Annotated in this window: 14 protein-coding genes; 8 read left to right on the plus strand and 6 right to left on the minus strand. The window is 64.6% G+C overall.

The features are described 5' to 3' along the window. Positions 1-468 (plus strand): YbaK/EbsC family protein, encoded by a 468-nt coding sequence (locus P6U30_RS32095; RefSeq protein ID WP_407166749.1) that lies wholly within the window; start codon positions 1-3, stop codon positions 466-468. Positions 469-471: 3 nt separating this feature from the next. Here the strand turns inward: P6U30_RS32095 and P6U30_RS32100 are convergent, their stop codons facing one another. The 3 genes from P6U30_RS32100 to P6U30_RS32110 form a co-directional block, all read right to left on the minus strand. Further along, positions 472-831: a hypothetical protein gene (locus P6U30_RS32100; protein WP_407166750.1), complete on the minus strand. Its 360-nt coding sequence runs from the start codon at positions 829-831 to the stop codon at positions 472-474. A gap of 220 nt (positions 832-1,051) precedes the next feature. Continuing rightward, a complete protein-coding gene (locus tag P6U30_RS32105) occupies positions 1,052-1,579 on the minus strand; it encodes an REP-associated tyrosine transposase (RefSeq protein ID WP_407166751.1) in 528 nt (175 codons plus the stop codon). A 67-nt stretch (positions 1,580-1,646) separates the two neighbouring features. After that, positions 1,647-2,555: a LysR family transcriptional regulator gene (locus P6U30_RS32110; RefSeq protein WP_407166752.1), complete on the minus strand. Its 909-nt coding sequence runs from the start codon at positions 2,553-2,555 to the stop codon at positions 1,647-1,649. A gap of 117 nt (positions 2,556-2,672) precedes the next feature. On the opposite strand from P6U30_RS32110, the gene P6U30_RS32115 reads away from it, so the two are divergent. The 3 genes from P6U30_RS32115 to wrbA all read left to right on the plus strand — a co-directional run bounded on the left by P6U30_RS32115 (position 2,673) and on the right by wrbA (position 4,878). Further along, on the plus strand, positions 2,673-3,425 hold the full coding sequence (locus P6U30_RS32115; protein WP_407166753.1) for an SDR family NAD(P)-dependent oxidoreductase: 753 nt from the start codon (positions 2,673-2,675) through the stop codon (positions 3,423-3,425). 69 nt (positions 3,426-3,494) lie between these two features. Then, positions 3,495-4,193, plus strand: coding sequence for a pirin family protein (locus P6U30_RS32120; RefSeq protein ID WP_407166754.1), 699 nt, complete (start codon positions 3,495-3,497; stop codon positions 4,191-4,193). Positions 4,194-4,278: 85 nt separating this feature from the next. After that, positions 4,279-4,878 (plus strand): NAD(P)H:quinone oxidoreductase, encoded by a 600-nt coding sequence (gene wrbA / locus P6U30_RS32125; RefSeq protein WP_407148499.1) that lies wholly within the window; start codon positions 4,279-4,281, stop codon positions 4,876-4,878. A 196-nt stretch (positions 4,879-5,074) separates the two neighbouring features. Here wrbA and P6U30_RS32130 read toward each other — a convergent pair whose 3' ends face one another. Continuing rightward, positions 5,075-6,256: an aromatic amino acid transaminase gene (locus P6U30_RS32130; protein ID WP_407166755.1), complete on the minus strand. Its 1,182-nt coding sequence runs from the start codon at positions 6,254-6,256 to the stop codon at positions 5,075-5,077. Between the two features lie 179 nt (positions 6,257-6,435). Here P6U30_RS32130 and P6U30_RS32135 point away from each other — a divergent pair, with 179 nt between their 5' ends. From P6U30_RS32135 to P6U30_RS32150, 4 genes are all read left to right on the plus strand, one after another. After that, positions 6,436-7,383, plus strand: a complete 948-nt coding sequence (locus P6U30_RS32135) for a DUF5996 family protein (RefSeq protein WP_407166756.1) — start codon at positions 6,436-6,438, stop codon at positions 7,381-7,383. 200 nt (positions 7,384-7,583) lie between these two features. Further along, entirely contained in the window at positions 7,584-9,689 is a 2,106-nt protein-coding gene (locus P6U30_RS32140) for a GumC family protein (RefSeq protein ID WP_407166757.1), read from the plus strand. A gap of 49 nt (positions 9,690-9,738) precedes the next feature. Then, the gene (locus P6U30_RS32145; protein ID WP_407170592.1) at positions 9,739-10,803 is read left to right on the plus strand and encodes a glycoside hydrolase family 5 protein; all 1,065 of its coding nucleotides are present in this window, start codon (positions 9,739-9,741) and stop codon (positions 10,801-10,803) included. A 234-nt stretch (positions 10,804-11,037) separates the two neighbouring features. After that, positions 11,038-12,501 carry a hypothetical protein gene (locus P6U30_RS32150; RefSeq protein WP_407166758.1) on the plus strand — a complete coding sequence of 488 codons (1,464 nt, stop codon included), beginning with the start codon at positions 11,038-11,040 and terminating at the stop codon, positions 12,499-12,501. A 299-nt stretch (positions 12,502-12,800) separates the two neighbouring features. Here P6U30_RS32150 and P6U30_RS32155 read toward each other — a convergent pair whose 3' ends face one another. Together P6U30_RS32155 and P6U30_RS32160 are read right to left on the minus strand one after the other, a co-directional pair. After that, positions 12,801-13,400 (minus strand): DUF1080 domain-containing protein, encoded by a 600-nt coding sequence (locus tag P6U30_RS32155; RefSeq protein WP_407166759.1) that lies wholly within the window; start codon positions 13,398-13,400, stop codon positions 12,801-12,803. 137 nt (positions 13,401-13,537) lie between these two features. After that, on the minus strand, positions 13,538-17,653 hold the full coding sequence (locus tag P6U30_RS32160) for a GAF domain-containing protein (protein ID WP_407166760.1): 4,116 nt from the start codon (positions 17,651-17,653) through the stop codon (positions 13,538-13,540). Between the last annotated feature and the right edge of the window lie 107 nt (positions 17,654-17,760).

Raw genomic sequence — 17,760 nt, forward strand, 5'->3', positions numbered from 1 at the left:
ATGAGTCTCGCCTCCGTCCGCGCCTTCTTTGCCGAGAAGGCGCCCGAAATCTCCGTGATCGAATCCGACGTGAGCTCCGCGACTGTCGTGCTGGCGGCCGAGGCCTATGGCGTCGAACCGGCGCGCATCGCCAAGACGCTGAGTCTTCGCGTCGGCGACCGCGTGGTGCTGATCGTCGCTAGCGGCACGTCGCGGATGGACAACAAGAAGGTCAAGGCGGTGTTCGGCGGCAAGCCGAAGATGCTCGGCCTCGACGAGGTCGCCGAGATCACCGGCCATGAGGTGGGCGGCGTGTGCCCGTTCGGCCTGAAGTCGCCGCTGCCGATCTATTGCGACGTCTCGCTGAAGGCGTTCGACGTCGTGGTGCCCGCCGCGGGCTCGACCCACAGCGCGGTACGCATCACACCCGACAGGATGGCGGAGCTGACATCGGCCGAATGGGTCGACGTCTGCGAGGCTAGACCCTAGGCGCTAGTCATCGTCGTCGTATGACGGCCGCGGCGGCGCGACTGGAGCAGGTTGCGTGGCACGCGGCCGCTGCTGCATCTGCGGCTGTTGCAGCGTGCGCCCCTGCGTTTGCGGCTGTTGCGCCTTTGCATTTGATTCGAACACCGCACGACAACTGCTGGAGAGTTGCGGCGTGTTCTGTCGCAGGCAGGCCACGATGCGCTGGGTGTCAGGTATCTGGTCGCTACACAAACGCCACACATCCGGCGTGCACGCCATCTGCTGTTCCCAGGTTCCCCGATATTCCTGGGCAAACGCGGCAGTGGTGGCGGCAACTCCCCCGACCGCTATGGCAAGGCTCAGGACGATCCGCGGCGATCGCATGTCCGGCTCCCGTGATCTCAAATGTTGGCGGGCGCGCGCGGTTGTCCGCGGCGATGAGCGCCAGACTGGCCAATGAATGCGGCCAAGGATCGTTCGGGCGGACAACTAAATGTGAAGGCAACCGGCGAGTTCCCTACTCAACCGTTGGCAGCGAATTTGCAGAATTCGGGACTAATCCATGCGGGATTTGTAGGGTGGGCAAAGCGAAGCGTGCCCACCTTCATTCGCCGAACCTTCCTTGGATCTCCTTCATGTCACCGCCCCAATCCGCTTCAAGCAATCCGCGCTCGACAAATCGATGGAAGCTACTGTGTGGCCAATCTACGACGCGCGTGACATGGCCATGCTTGACGGGATTGAAATGGATGTAGTCGACGTGTCGCGCTAGATCTCTATCGTCGCGAATGGCGTGCTCCCAGAAACGCCGTCGCCAAATCCCTTTCTCTCGCTTGAGAATCTTGCTCGGAGAACGCGGTCTTTCCTCCAGGCCGCGCGAGAGCCCGCTTTTAATCAAGCTCCAGCGACTGGAAAAATCCGCATCCCCTTGAGGCAAGGCCCACATTGCGTGGATGTGGTCCGGCAGGACACAGATCGCGATGGTCTCGAAGGGACGGCGCTCGCGGACGATCCGATAGACCCTCCTCAAACGATCCACCTCCTCAACCAGCAACGTGCTCGATCGATCCGCAAGGACGACCGTAAAGAAGAAGATGCTGCCTTCGATCCTTACGCGTCGATATTGCGGCATGACGTCGGGTCTCTCTCAAGATTGGTGGGCACGCTTCGCTTTGCCCACCCTACGAGGGGCACTTCTTCTACCGCTTCTTTCCCTTCGCAAAATGCTTGGCGAGAAAATCCGCGAGCACCTCGACGCGGGCGGGGCGCGGGCCGCCGGGCGGGGTGACGAGATGCACTGCGCCCTCGGGCTGCTTCCAGCCCTTGAGGATCACCTCGACCTCGCCGCGCGCAATCGCGTCGCCGACGATGAAGTCGGGGAGATCGGCGATGCCGAGGCCGGCGAGCAGCGCCGGCATCACGGCTTCACCATTGTTGACGCGGAGCTGGCCCGCCGGGCGCACGCTCGCCTGCTCGCCTGACGCATTGGTGTAGTGCCAGACGCCCTGCGTCGAGAGGTAGGCGTAGCCGAAGCATTTGTGTTCGGCGAGGTGCATCGGATGTGTCGGCCGGCCGTAGCGCTTGAGATAGGACGGCGCCGCCACCGTGTAGCGCGGCATCGCGCAGAGTCGCCGCGCGATCAGCGAGGAGTCCGGCAGCCGCGCGATGCGCAACCCCGCATCAAACCCCTCGCCGATCAAGTCCACCGTCGCGTCGCTGAGGTGCAGGTCGATCGAGACCTCCGGATAGGCCTCCATGAATTCCGGCAGCAGCGGCGCCACCGTCTTGATGCCGAAGCTCATCGGGACGGCGAGACGCACCAGCCCGCGCGGCGTGGTCGATTGCGCCAACGCCTCGTTCTCGGCGGCCTCGCCGTCGGCGAGCAGCCGCGCCGCGCGCTCCGACAGTTTCTGGCCCGCATCGGTCAGAGCCAGCCGGCGCGACGTGCGATTGAACAGCCGTGCGCCGAGCCGCTCCTCGAGCCGGCTGACCGCCTTGGACACGGTGGCCTTGGACAGCGAAAGCTCGCTCGCGGCCGCCGCAAACGACCGCAATTCCACGACTTTTGCGAAAATCGCGAGCGCCTCGAAGTCCGGCAGTTTCGACATGGCGGGCGACTCCCAGTGACCTAAATTGGAAACAATGAGTTTCGATAGTTTCTATTTTCTATACCACAGCCGACGACATATCCAAGGGCCATCGGAATGCCTCAACGGAGAAATCCAATGACCAAGAAGCTCTCAGGCAAGGTTGCCCTCGTCACCGGCGGTTCGCGCGGCATCGGCGCGGCGAGCGCCCGTGCACTCGCCGAGCAAGGCGCCAACGTCGCGATCAGCTATGTCGCGTCGCCCGACAAGGCGGAAGCCGTGGTCGCCGAGTTGAAGGCCAAGGGCGTGAGTGCCCGCGCTTACAAGGCCGACCAGGCTTCATCCGCCGAGGTCGATGAGCTCGTGACGCGCGTCGCCAAGGATTTCGGCCGGCTCGACATCCTCGTCAACAACGCTGGCGTCGCGACCGGCGGCGCGGTCGACGATCCCAAGACCGATACTGCCACCCTCGCCCGCCAGGAAGCGATCAACATCGATGGCGTGATCACTGCGATCCGCGCCGCATCGAAGTTGATGGGTGACGGCGGTCGTATCGTCACCGTCGGCTCGATGCTTGCCGACCGCGCCTCGTTCCCGGGTCTTGCCGACTACGTCGCCACCAAGGCTGCCGTCGTCGGCTACACCAAGGGCGCGGCGCGCGACCTCGGGCCGCGCGGCATCACTGTCAATGTCGTGCAGCCGGGCTCGATCGATACCGATATGAACCCGAAAGACGGCGGTGCGTTTGCAGAAACGCAACGCTTGCAGCACGCGCTGCAGCGCTTCGGCAGACCGGAGGAAGTCGCGGCCGGCGTCGTGTTCCTGGCGAGCCCGGACGCCTCGTTCGTGACGGGCACGGTGCTGAGCGTCGATGGCGGATTCGGCGCCTGATTGAGATTTCGACCGGGGCCGGGTGCGCAACACCCGGCGCCCACCATTCAAATTAAGCGGAGTATTCCCATGATCGAACTGAGACCATTCGCAAAGCTCGGCGGCGCCGACCACGGTTGGCTGAAGGCGAAGCATCATTTCTCCTTCGCGAGCTACTACGATCCCAACAACGTCAGCCACGGCGCGTTGCGGGTGTGGAACGATGACGAGATCGCGCCGAACTCGGGCTTTCCCGCGCACCCCCACGCCAACATGGAGATCATCACCTATGTCCGCGAAGGCGCGATCACGCACCAGGACTCGCTTGGCAACAAGGGACGCACCGAAGCCGGCGATGTGCAGGTGATGAGTGCAGGCAGCGGCATCCGCCACTCCGAGTACAATCTGGAACCGTCGAAGACCAAGATCTTCCAGATCTGGATCGAACCGACGACGACGGGAGGTCACCCGACTTGGGGCTCGAAGCCGTTTCCCAAGGCCAACCGCTCCGGCAAGCTCGTCACCATCGCTTCGGGCATCGAGGGCGACGAGGATGCGCTGCCGATCCGCGCCGATGCGCGGGTGCTCGCCACCACGCTGAAGGCCGGCGAGAGCGCCGAGTACGCGGCCGACAAGACTCGTCACCTCTATCTGGTGCCGGCTGCCGGCAGCGTCGAGGTCAACGGTGTGCGCGTCAACGCGCGCGACGGCGCCGCGATCCGCGACGAGACCAAGCTGAAGATCACCGCGCTCGAAGATGCCGAGCTCGTGCTCGTCGACGCGGCCTGACACCCGCTCCAACACATGCGCGGACGAAGGTCCGCGCATGCTCTCCCCGAAACATCAACCTTCTGCAAACCCAAAGGAGGCCACCATGGCCAAGGTTCTCGTGCTCTATTATTCCGCTTACGGTCACATCGAAGCGATGGCGAATGCGGTCGCGCAAGGCGCACGCGAGGCCGGCGCCACCGTCGACATCAAGCGCGTGCCCGAATTGGTGCCGGCCGAGGTCGCAAAGGCCTCGCATTACAAGCTCGACCAGGTCGCGCCGATCGCGAAGATCGACGACCTCGCCAATTACGACGCAATCATCGTCGGCACCGGCACCCGCTTCGGCCGGATGTCGTCGCAGATGGCGAACTTCCTCGACCAGGCCGGCGGCCTGTGGGCCAAGGGCGCGCTGCACGGCAAGGTCGGCGGCGCCTTCACTTCGAGCGCGACCCAGCACGGCGGCCAAGAGACCACGCTGTTCTCGATCATCACCAACCTCCTGCATTTCGGCATGACCGTCGTCGGCCTCAACTACGGCTTCGCCGGCCAGATGAAGCTCGACGAGATCACCGGCGGCGCGCCCTACGGCGCGACCACGATCACCGGCGGCGACGGTAGCCGCCAGCCGAGCGAGAACGAGCTCGCCGGCGCGCGCTATCAGGGACGCGTGATCGCTGAAACGGCCAACAAGCTACATGGCTGATGCAAGACAAGCGGTAATTCTTCCCGCAATTGCCGCTCTAAAACGTGATGGGATGAGGTTGGCAACGGAGATTCACCTCTCCCTTGGGAGAGGTGGCGGACCGCCTTTGCGGTCGGGCTGAGTCCATCCTAACTCATCTTGCTCGAGAGCGCGATCAATGATCGCGCTCTCGGGTAGCGCGTGGTCGAGGGTTCGCTTAGAGCACCGATACGATTGCCTTGGCCAGGTCATCCAGCCGGTCCTCGGGCAGGCCAGCCACGTTGATGCGGCTGTCGCCGACCATGTAGACCGCGTGCTCGCTGCGCAGCCGATCAATCTGCTCCCCCGTCAAGCCGAGACGAGAGAACATGCCGCGATGCTCGGCAATGAAGTCGAAGCGATCGGAGTTGGATTGACGGCGGAGCGCGTCGGCAAAGGCGACGCGCAGCCGAAGCATGCGCTGACGCATCTCTTCGAGCTCGGCCTGCCAGTCGGAACGCAGCTCCGGATCCTCCAGCACAATGCGGACCGCCGCAGCGCCATGATCGGGCGGCATGGAATAGAGCGCGCGGGCGGCGGCGAGCATGTGACTCATGGCGATGTCGGCCTGCGCCGCATTCCTGGCCAGCACCATCGCGGCGCCGACCCGGTCGCGATAGACCGCGAAGTTCTTCGAGCAGCTCGACGCCGCGACCATCTCCGGTACGTTGGCGGCAACGATGCGAAGGCCTTCCGCGTCCGCCTCGAGCCCGTCGCCGAACCCTTGATAGGCGATATCGATGAAAGGCAGCAGGCCTCGTTCGGCCAGCAGCGCGGCAACCCGTTGCCACTGCGCAATCGTCAGGTTCGCGCCGGTCGGGTTATGGCAGCATCCATGCAGCAGAACGATGTCGCCTGCCTTGGCCTTGGCGAGATCGGCGAGCATGCCTTCGAAATTGACCGTTCCGCTTGCCGCATCGAAATACTCATACTCGGCGATTTGCAGTCCGGCGCCGCGCATGGTCGGCACATGGTTGGGCCAGGTCGGACGCGAGACCCAGATGGTGCCGTCCGGCCTGGTCCGGCGAAGCAGCTCGGCGAGCAGCCGCAGGGCGCCCGAGCCACCCGGCGCCTGCGCGACCCGAACCCGCGACGTCTCCACAGCGTTGCCGAACACCAGCCTGGACATCGCGCCGTTGAAAGCCACGTCGCCGGCCAGACCCAGATAAGTCTTGGTGTCCTGCGCGCGCAGCAAGCGCTCTTCCGCCTTCCGCACGGCGCGCATGACCGGCGTCTTGCCGTCGCGGTCCTTGTAGACGCCGACGCCGAGATCAACTTTGTTGGCGCGCGTGTCGGCCCGGTAGAGGTCGATCAGGGCGAGGATCTTGTCGGGCGGCGCAATGTCGAGCTGTTCGAACATCTCTTCAATTCCAAACATCTGAGATGCGGCAGTCATAGGCAAATGGCGCGGCCAACACCAGCGCTTTCAACCTCGACAACGCATTCCCTTCCACTCAGCGGAACCACCCCTGCGAGCAGCCGGAAGGATCGGTTTCGTGCTAGGCTTGAGCTACTGTCCGGCAGCTTGAGAGGTTTGGCATGAACCACGCTCCGAAGTCCCGTTGGCCGGAACTGCCGATCGCGGCATGGCGCGACACCGCCGCCACGCTTCAGCTCTGGACCCAGATCGTCGGCAAGATCCGGCTGGTGAAATCACCCTGGCTCAACCATTCCTGGCACGTCACGCTCTATGTCACGCCGCGCGGGCTGACGACCTCGCCGATCCCGGACGGCGACCGGACGTTCGAGATCGACTTCGACTTCATCGATCACGTCCTCCTGATGTCGACCAGCGACGGCCCCGCGCGACAATTCGCGCTGGCCGGGCAATCGGTCGCGAGCTTCTACACCACAATCATGGCCAACTTGCAGGACCTCGGCATCGACGTGACCATCGACGAGATGCCAAACGAACTGCCCGACCCTGTCAGGTTCTCGCAAGACACGCAGCATGCGTCCTACGACGCGGACGCCGTGCGCCGCTTTCACCAGATCCTTGTGAACTGCGATCGCGTGTTCAAGCAATTCCGCACGGCGTTTCTCGGCAAGGCAAGCCCGGTGCATTTCTTCTGGGGCAGCTTCGATCTCGCCGTCACGCGCTTCTCCGGCCGGGCGGCGCCGCAACATCCCGGCGGTGTGCCGCATTTGCCCGACGCGGTGGCGCACGAAGCCTATTCGCACGAAGTCAGCAGCGCCGGCTTCTGGCCGGGCGGCGGCGCGATCGACTATCCGGCGTTCTATTCCTACGCCTATCCGGAGCCCGCGGGATATCGCAGCACGCAGGTTCGCCCCGAGGCCGCGTTCTTCAGCGAGGCGCTCGGCGAGTTCGTGCTGCCCTACGATGCCGTGCGCGCCGCTTCCGACCCTGACAGGGCCTTGCTCGATTTCCTGCAATCGAGCTACGAGGCCGCGGCCATCAATGCCAACTGGAACCGCGACGCGCTCGAATGCGCGCCGGGCCAGCCGGGAGTGGTCAGAACGATCTAGTGCCGGCGCGGTCCACACCGGATATTTCAACCGCGGTCGTCATCCGATGTCCCGTTCCGGGATGACTGGCGGCACTCAATAAAGACCAGAACGGTGCCGCGCCCCAGATCGCATCCTGTCCGCGTAACCACGGGTTAACTATGAACATTTACGTTGGACTGGGCCGACACGTGCTGCTGGCCGGGTCAAGTTCAACGCGTATGACGAATCGTAACCAAGTAACCCGGTCGGCTACCGACCACGTGGGAGCCGCAACCTCATGGGAAGCGCCTCGCCATACGCCGTCGTCGCGACGTGGCGGCGAGCAGACTGAACTTCTCAGAGCCAGACTCACGCTTCCCGGCGTTATCGCATTCTTTCGCAGCAACGGGCTGCGCGTTGCGCTGCTGTCGCTTGCCCTGTTCGCGGCGGGCGTCGGCATCTTGATGATGCTCCCGCTGCACTATGCCGCAACTGCACTCGTTGTCGTCGATCCGCGTGAGCAACGTGTCACCAACGACCAGGACGTCCTGCCGGGCATTGGCCAGGATGCCGCTGCGCTGCAAAGCCTGATTGAGATCGCAAAGTCCGATGGCTTCCTGCGGCTCGTGATCGAGCAGCTCAATATCCGGAACGATCCCGAGATCGCAGGTTCGGAGACCGACCCAGCCCGCATCCTCGATCGGTTTCGCAAGCACCTCGACATCTCGCGCCGTGGCTTGACCTACGTCATCGCCATGACATTCGTTTCCGGCTCGCCGGAGAAGTCCGCGCGCTATGCCAACGCGATCGCCGAGGCGTTCGTCGCCAGTCAGGCCAAGGATCGCACGATCGCGACCGATGATGCCGCCGACTGGCTCGGCGATCGCCTCAAATCGCTGAGCGATCGCCTGCGTGCGTCCGAGGATGCGGTGGCGCAATTCAAGCGCGACCACGTGATCGTCGATGCCGGCAAGGAAGGCACGACCCAGCAACTCCGGATCGTCGAGCTGAACCAGCAGGTGTCCGCGGCACGACTGAAGACTGAGGAAGCGAAGACCCGCTACGAGCAGACGCAGCGCGATCTGAAGTCCAATGTCGAAGCCCCGGTCAAGCAGGACCTGCTCACCGCGCTCCGCGCCCAGCGTGCTGCGCTCAACGACCAGATCGCACAGAAGCGCGCGGTGCTGGGCGACAGACATCCCGAGCTCGTCATCGCGCTCGGCCAGCTCGCCGAACTGAACAAGCAGATCGAGATCGAGCGGCAACGCAACATCGCCACCGCGAAATCGGAATATGAGACGCTGCAGGAGCAGCAGAAAACGCTCGAAGGCCAGCTCAAAGCCGCGGAAGCGAAGGCCCTGACGGATGCGCAGTCCCAGGTCAAGCTGCAGGAGCTGCAACGGAGCGCCGACGCCAACAAGAACATCTACGAGCAGTTCCTGGCGCGCTACAAGACGACCAACGAGCAGCGGCTGCTGCAGAGCTCGCAGACCAAGATCGTCTCGGCTGCAAGCCCGCCGACCCGCCCGACCCGCCCGCCGCTCGCCCTCCTGCTCGTCGCAATCGGCGTCGCCTCGACACTGACAGCGACGGCTGCGGTTGCCATGCTGGACGCGCGGAAGACCTCGCCGCTGCAAAGAGCACCTGAGCCGCCAGCCGCGGAACCCACAGCAGCGGCACGCGTGGTGCCGCAGAACCTGCCGGTCTGGGCTCGCATTCCGGCCGCCGCGCCGCGGGACGGCCGAATGACGATCTGGCAGACGCCGATTAGTGGTCCCACTGAGGCCGACCTCCGCCCGCATATGCAGCAATTGCTCGAACGGGTTGCCGCGCTGCCCGGGCGGCATGGCAAGGTCGTCCTTGTGACCTCGCGCCAAGCGGGCACCGGTGCCGAAGTGATCGCACGCTCACTGAACCTGAATGCCGTCAACAACGGACTGTTGAGCGCGCTGATTCAGGTTCAGAGTGATACGGGTCTGACGCGTAGCGCCGACGTGACGGTGCAAAGCACCGCTCCGACCGGCGCACGTGCCGCGCGTGCAGCGCTGCACTCGGTCGGGTTGCTGCTTGGCGCCGGCCGCGACTCGATGCAGGAGGACGAGGATATCCGCACCGAGTTCGCCCTGATCGTGGTCGACGCGCCCTCGCTTGCCGAGCAGCCAGAGGTGGCCTCGCTGGCCGTCCATGCCGACTTGATCGTGCTGGTCGAGCGCGACGACATTAGCGACGGAGCGGCCGTCGATGGCGCCATCGCGTCGCTTTCGAAGCGAACATCGGCCGCGATCGGCGTGGTGATCAACCAGGCCGCCGCGCTTCGCGTTTCCGCAGCAGCCATTGCGAGCTGATCGCACGATGGCCCGGCGGTCGATCCTCGCCATCACGGCCGCCGCGGCCATGATCTTGTCCATCGCCGCGCAAGCGTGTCCTACCTTGCTCGAAGGCGTTCCCGCCGATCGGATCAGAGCGCTGTCACGTGGCGTCAGTGCCGACGGCTGGATCACTGATCCGCGATCGGCGCCGCCCCGCGGCCTGCTGCTCCAATTGCGCAAGGCTGGCATGACTCACATCCGCCTGCCGGTGCCCGCCGACGATGTCATGCCGCGGTTTGCCTCGAACGCGGATCGCGACCGGCGCCTGCGCACGGTCGATGCCGCGCTCAAGACCCTGCTCGCGCTCGGCTATGCGGTATCGGTCGACCTGCATTCCGGCGCGCAATTCAATGCGCTGCATAAGGCCGATCCTTCCGCTGCAATGACCGAGATGAAGGCCGCCTGGACCGGGCTCGCGCAAGTCATCCAGCGCTATCCGGCCGATCGGGTTTTCGCCGAGCTGCTGAACGAGCCAGAGGTCGACGCCGCGCAGTGGCAGAGTGAGGCCGAAGAGCTGGCCCGGTTCGTCCGGCGCCTGCTGCCGCGAACCACGCTGATCACCGGCCCGGTCAACTGGCAGCGCGCGGACGCGTTGCCGGACTTCAAGCCGCTCGACGATCCGAACGTCGTCTATGCCATTCACTTCTATGACCCGATGGTCTTCACCCATCAGGCCCATTGGGATCCGGCCGAGCCGCTTCACGACATCACCGGCCTGCCCTATCCGATGCGCGCCGACGATCCGCAGGTTCAGCAATTGCGCGAGCAACTCGCCGCTTTGAACCAGCACAAGGCGCTGGCGATGCTGGACAGAGCCATCCCCGACCGCGGCATCGACACATGGCTCGCGCCCGCTGCCGCCTGGCAGCAGCACTATTCACGCCCGCTCATCATCAACGAGTTCGGTGTGCTCAAGGCCGGAGCCCCGCGCGACAGCCGGCTGCGCTGGCTCGCCGGGGTCACGGCCTATGCCCGGCAGCACTGCTGGGGCTGGACTCACTGGGAAATGATGCAGGGCTTTGGCTTGGCCGATGCCATCTCGGGCAGGGCCGATCCCGATGTGCTGAAGGCGCTGTTCGGAGCGAACTAAAGCATGATGGGATTAGCTTGATCTGAAACTGCGGCGGAGGTCACCTCTCCCTTGGGAGAGGTCGACCGAAGCCGCCGCGAGTAGATTCAACCCAAACTCATCCCGCTTTAGGCTGCTTGGTTAACCGATTCTTACACAATCAGCGGATAGATCGACCACGCGGGTGTGGCGCGCCACATCTCGGATCATTTTAGGTCAGCGCTCGTGCGAGCAGACATAGCCCCGCGGCCGCTGATGGCCGGCGATCTCGTTCCGGCGCTCGGCATCGCCGTGGCATCGATCGCATTCGCCCCGATCCTGCAAGCGGCCAACGCCGGGATCGCGATCGTCGTCGAGAGCCTGATCGGCTGCGCGATCGTTCTCGTGGCCCCCGCCTACGCGCCTTCGATCGCGGTCTTCATCATCTTCTTCCAGAACCTCTTCGTCTCGATCCTGTCGTCCTACATGACGACGGAGTCGGAGATGGAATTCGTCAAGGGCTACAACTTCCTGGTTTGCGCGATGATGTGGCTGGTCACGCTGGCGCTGTATGCGCTGCGTGAGCGAAGCCGTTCTGCGGACGTCGACCGGATCATGAAATGGGGCCTGATCACGCTGGCGACGGTGATCGCCTATTTCCTGCTCGGCGCCGCGCAGGACTCGCGCGCGGCGCTGGTCTATCTGCGCAACATTGCGTTGCCGATATTTCTTTTCCAGCTATCGCTGCTGACCGCCGCAACGTTCGAAATCCGCGTCACGCCCTTCCTGGTCGCGGTTGCTGCGCTGTTGATCGTCTGCGGATATACGGAGCTTCTGTTCCGTGATTTCTGGCTCCACATCACCAACGGCTACACGTTCTGGGGCTTCGACGAGCTCAAGGCCTCCCGCACCGGCGCCTGGGAAGCGGAGATGCGGGCCACCGGCAATGTCCCGGTGGACCTGCTGGACCGCTTCCGCTTCAACTTCTTCAACACCCCGCTGCTGGAGGATCTCGGACTGTCGAAGCTGCTGCGCATCTTCGGACCGAACATGAGCCCGATCAGCTTCGCTTACGGCGTCGGCTTCTCGATCCTGTTCCTGTTCGCGGTCGGATACCGCTGGCTGGCCCTGGCCGCGGTGCCGCTGCTGATCTTCTGCAGCGTGAAGGGCGCGCTGATCGTGGTCGTCTTCGTGGCGCTGGCCTGGACCTCGACCTGGCTGCTCGGCCCTATCGTCACCCTCGCCGGCGCACTCGTTGCGCTGATGCTGTACGCCATCGTGGCCATCCATGTCGGGCTACAGATCGGCGACTTTCACGTGATCGGCTTCATGGGTGGCTGGAACGGCTTCTTGCAGAACCCGATCGGCCGCGGGCTCGGCGTCGGCGGCAATCTGTCCGAAGGTTACTTCTCGATCGACTGGAGCGCTGCGCAACAGGCCGGCAGTATCGAGGGCGCAGCGGAAAGCGCCGTCGGCGTGTTGCTCTATCAGATGGGCATCGCCTCCCTGGTGCCGCTCGGCTTCTTCATGGCGGTGGCGCTCAAGGCCTGGCGCCTCTACGCGTCCTCCGGAATTCTCATTCAGGGGCTCGCCGGCTTCGGCACGATGGTCGTGCTGGCCAACGGCATCTTTCAGGAGGAGGCCCTGTTCGCGCCGCCGGCGCTCGGGCTGTTGCTGTGCTTGACCGGGCTTGTGATCGGCCATCACCTGCGCACGGAAGGCGGCGGCCGGAACGCCTAGACCATGATGGGATGATCTGAAATAGCGGCGGAGGTCCCCTCTCCCTTGGGAGAGGTCGATTTGCGCAGCAAATCGGGTGAGGGGTTACGGTCCATCGAGAGCGCAGGGCCCTCACCCGGATTGCATCTGACGATGCAATCCGACCTCTCCCCGACGGGGAGGGGTAAACCGAAGCCGCCGCGAGTGGGTTCAACTCAAACTTATTCCGCTTAGGATCGATTGTGCCGCAACACGCGGCCGAAGGAGCACGGGCCCGGCCGGCAATCACGACCGGGCCAATACACTTCCAAGGACGAGCATCAGAGCGGCTTGATCTGCACCTTGCGGAACTTGACCACGCCCGAGCCGTACTGGAGCGCGACATAGCCGCTCGCATGCTTGGAGTCCTGCGCATCGACCGTCTTCTGGCCGTTGAGCGTCACCACGAAGTGCGGCCCCTGCGCCGTGATCTCATAGACATTCCATTTGCCCGCGGCCTTCGGCATCGGATCGACCTTGGCGACATCGACGATGGCACCGGTGCCATAGGTCGGATCCGGCCGCTTGTCGAAGATGTTGACCTCGTAGCAACTCTTGCCGTCGACGGCCTTGTTGGTCTGGCAGCGGATGAAGATGCCGCTGTTGGCGTCCTCATCGACCCAGAACTCCGCCCTGATCTGGAAATCCTTGTAAGGCGTCTTGGTGACGAGATAGGCGAGCTCCTTGCCATCGAGCTTGTCGGCCACCAGCGCGCCATCCTTCATCGTCCAGTTGGCCTTGCCGACCTCGTCCCAATCGCCCTTCTTGGAGCTGTCGAGCAGCGTGACCCAGCCGTCGCTCTGGCCCGACGCGGTGGTGGAGAATTGCAGCGCGGCGGCGGCGACCAAAAGACCGGTCGCAAGTGCAGGCAAATACTTCATCAGAGACGTCCTCCCGTTTGTTTTGGTTGGCGCGCAACCTAGCATCGCGGCGCGCGGCGTAAATGCTGTATCTCATGCTGCATCTGCGTTGTGCAATGGCTTGTTGTCGCAACCGGGGCAGGCGTGTGCCGCTGCGTTCACTGCCGCTGCACCGCCCGCCCTGGCTCTGCTTCGCCGTCGGTCATGGCCTCGCAGGCCAGCGCAGGTTGCAGCGGCGGCGAGTCCGGTACCGGCGAGGATTCCAGCAACTCGGCGAGATCGCGTGGCGACAGCGGCCTGGAGAACAGGAAGCCTTGCATCTCGTCGCAGGAATGCGCCCGCAGGAATTCCTGCTGTTCGGCGGTCTCGACCCCTTCGGCGACGATGGTCATGCCGAGCGCCTTGCCCATGCTGATGATGGCCTGCGCGATCGCCACGTCCTCGGAATCGTCCGGCAGGTCGCGCACGAAGGAGCGATCGATCTTGATGGTGTCGATCGGGAACTGCTTCATCAGCGACATCGACGAATAGCCGGTGCCGAAATCGTCGATCGCAAGGCGAATGCCGCGGCTCTGGATCGCGTCGAGCACGTGGATCGCCCGCGAGACGTTGCGCATCACCATGCTTTCGGTGACCTCGAGTTGCAGCAGCGCCGGCGGCATGCCGCTCGCAGCGAGCGCCTCGTCGATATCGTTGAGCAGATGCGGATCGGTGAACTGCCGCGGCGAGAGGTTGACCGCCATGGTCACCGGCCTGAGACCGTGGCGCTGCCACGCCATATTCTGTGCGCAAGCCTGCTTGAGCACCCAGCGGCCGATCGGCACGATCAGCCCGATCTCCTCGGCGAGCGGAATGAACTGCCCCGGCGCGACTCGGCCGAGTTCGGGATGCGCCCAGCGCAACAGCGCTTCCACGCCACTGATCTGCCCGCTCGCCATGTCGACCTTGGGCTGATAGTCCAACGAGAACTGATCGCGCTCCAGCGCGCGGCGCAGCGCGCTCTCCATCGTCAGGCGCTCGATCGACTGCGCCTTGATCTCGTTCGAGAAGAAGCGGAAGCCGTTCTTGCCGTCCTCCTTGGCGAGATACATCGCCATATCGGCATTCTTGGTCAGTGTCTGCACATCGTCGCCGTCGGCCGGGTACATCGCGATCCCGATCGAGGCCGTGGTGTGGCACTCATGTCCGCTGAGCTGCACCGGCTGGCTGAGCGCCGCCAGGAGGTCGCCGGCTATGCGCTCCACGTCGTGACGTTCGGCGGCTTCCTCGAGGATGACGACGAATTCGTCGCCGCCGAGCCGCGCTACCACGTCGCTCGCCCGCAGGGATCCGCGCAACCGCTCCGAGATTGCCACCAGCAGCGTATCGCCGGCGTCGTGACCGAGCGAGTCATTGATCACCTTGAAGCGGTCGAGGTCGATGAACAGGACCGCAAACTGCCGCCGGTGGCGGTCCGCCGCCAAGATCGCCTGATGCAGCAGCTCGTTGAACGTCTCGCGGTTGGGCAGGTTGGTGAGGCTGTCATGCGAAGCGAGATACTCGATGCGCTCGTCGGCCTTGTTCTTCTCGTCGGCGCGGTCAAAGCCTTCGAGCGCAAATGCCAGATTGTCGGCGAGCCGCTGCAGGAGCTCGGCGAATTCCGGCGTGAAGGTGTCCTTCTCGCTCGCGACGAAGATCATGACGCCGACCGCCTCGCCGTTGACGATCAGCGGAAACGAGGCGCTGGATTTCGTTCCGTCGAGACGGGCTCGTTCATGGAACGCAGCCGTGTCCGTCTCCGCGCAATAGTCGTTGATGATGCTGGGCTTGCGCGACCGGAAAGCCCTGCCACAGGTGCCGCGCCCTTCCGGATGCGCCTCGTTGGTCGAGAGCGTCACCTGTTGTGCGCCCTCGGCGGCCGGTCCCGCGGTCGCGACAATCTCGAGATAGTCGCTGCCCGGCCGCACCAGCGCGATGGTGGTGGAGGTGAACTTGCCGCCGGTCGCGGCCGCCTCGCACACCAGCCGATGCAGCTCGCCGCGGGACTTCGCCCGCATGATCGCCTCGTTGGTCGCGCTCAGCGCCGCGAACATGCGCGACAGCCGCTCCCGCTGCTCATCGGCCCGGGCCTTCTCGTCGACCCGGTCGAAATTGTCGAGCGCAAACGATACGTTCTCGGCCATTCGCTGCAACAGCGCCATCATCTCCGGGCTGAAGGTGCCGAGCTCGGCGGACAGAAACACCAGCGCGCCGATCGCCTCGCCGTCCTTGAGCAGCGGCAGGGCCGCGCCGGATTTGCTGCCGCTGTCGCGAATGACCTGGTAGAGATGCGACTCGGTTCCGAAGTCGCTGAGATAGTCGTTGCTGATGCACGGCCTGCGGGTGCGGATCGCAACACCGGTCAGGGTCTGTCCTTCCGGACGCGAAGCGTCGGCCGACAACTGAACCTGCCCGGCGCGCACGCGGTCGGGCCCCGAGGCCGCGACGCTTTCCAGGAAGGGCGCGCCCGGCCGCACCAGCCTGATCGTGGTCGAGACGAACTGGTCGCCGACCGCCGCCGCATCGCAGACCAGCTCGAACAATTCGCGGCGGGATTTCGCCCGCATGATCGCCTCGTTGGTTGCGCTCAGCGTGGCGAACATCCGCGTCAGTCGGGCCTTCTGCTCCTCGGTCCGCGCCTTCTCGTCGGCGCGATCGAAGCTGCCGAGCGCAAACGAAACATTGTCGGCGAGCCGCTGCAAGAGTTCGGCGAATTCCGGCGAGAATGTGTTGCGCTTGGCCGAGATGAACAGCATCACGCCGACCGGTTGCTCGTTGACGACAAGCGGAAATGCCGCCCCCGAGCGGGCGTCCTCGCGGTCGATGACCTCGCGGAATGCGCTGTTGGCCAAGTCGCCCAGGAAGTCGTTGTTGATGCAGGCCTGCCGCGTACGAAACGCGCGGCCGCAGACGCCGCGCCCTTCCGGCAGCGCTTCGTTGCGCGCGACGGTGAGGCGGCGCGCATTCTCGGCCGTAGGCCCTGCGACCGCCATCATCTCCAGGAAGTCGTCGCCGGGCTTCGCCATCAGGATGCTGGTCGAGTTGAAGCCGCCGCCATGCGCTGCCGCGGCACAGACCAACTCGAACATTTCGAGCCGCGATCTGGCGCGCATGATCGCCTCGTTGGTCGCGCTGAGCGCGGCGAACATTCGGGACAGTCGCTCCCGCTCGGCATCGGCCCTGGCCTTTTCGGTGGCACGGCCAAATGTATCCAGCGCAACCGACACGTTCTCCGCGATCCCTTCGAGCAGCGCGATGATCTCGTCGTCCGCCGCCCAGGAATTGCCGATGAAGAAGATCAGAACGCCGATGCTCGCGCCGAACCGGGTCAACGGCAGCGCGACGCAGGCCATCAGGCCGCTGCCGCGGACCTGAGCCTGCGACGGGTTTGCCGATTTCGGAATGTCGCGCTCGATGCAGGGCCGCTGGGTGCGGAATGCTTCGCCGCAGATGCCCTTGCCGTAGACATTGTACGGATCGGTCGAGAAGCGCGTCTGTGTGATCAGATCGAGGACCTCGCCGGTACCGGCCACGGGCTCGAGCCAATGCGTGTCGGGCTCGGCCAGCAGCACCACGGTGGCGAAGGATTTTCCGCTGAACACGGCGGCATCGCAAACCCGCTGGTAGAGGTCATGCTCGGTCTTGGCGCGGAGGATGGCCTCGTTGGTCGCGCTGATCGCCCCGAACATGCGGTTGAGCCGGCGCATCGCGCGCTCGCCGCTCTTGCGCGAGGCCTCATGGTTGAAATTGTCCAGCGCGAAGGACACGTTGGCCGCCATGCGCTCCAGCAGCGCCACGACCTCCTCGCCGAGCGAATGCGGCTCGCGCCGCGTCACCATGAAGACGCCGACGCTGGCGCCATTGCAGACCAGCGGCATCGCTGCCGCGGCACCAACGCCGCTTCTAGCCGCGCCGCTGCGCCAGGCCGCCGAACGGGGATCGTTGATGTAGTCGTTGCTGACACAGGCCGCCTGGTCGCGGAACGCGCGCCCGGCAACGCCTTCGCCTTCCGGCGTGTTGCTGATGATGGAAATATCGATGCTGCGCAGCCGAGCGACGTCGTCACCGAAGCCCGCCGCGAATTTCAAGCGGCCGGTATCGGGCTCCAGCAGAAACACGGTGACGGCAAGGAAGTCGCCACCGGAAAACGCGGCTTCGCAGACCTTTCCGTACAGCTCCTCGGGCGATTTCGCGTAAAGGATCGCTTCGTTGGTGGCACTCAACGCCGCGAATGTCCGTCCGATGGTCGACTGCACGATCCTTGAGGCCCCGGGGGCCGCCCCCTTCACTTTGGCTGGAAACACTGCACACCGGACACCTAAGTGATGGTTAGGGCCGCCGACATGTCGCGAGTCAGAGTAAA

The organism is Bradyrhizobium sp. ORS 111, assembly GCF_045571485.1.
Classification (GTDB): Bacteria; Pseudomonadota; Alphaproteobacteria; order Rhizobiales; family Xanthobacteraceae; genus Bradyrhizobium.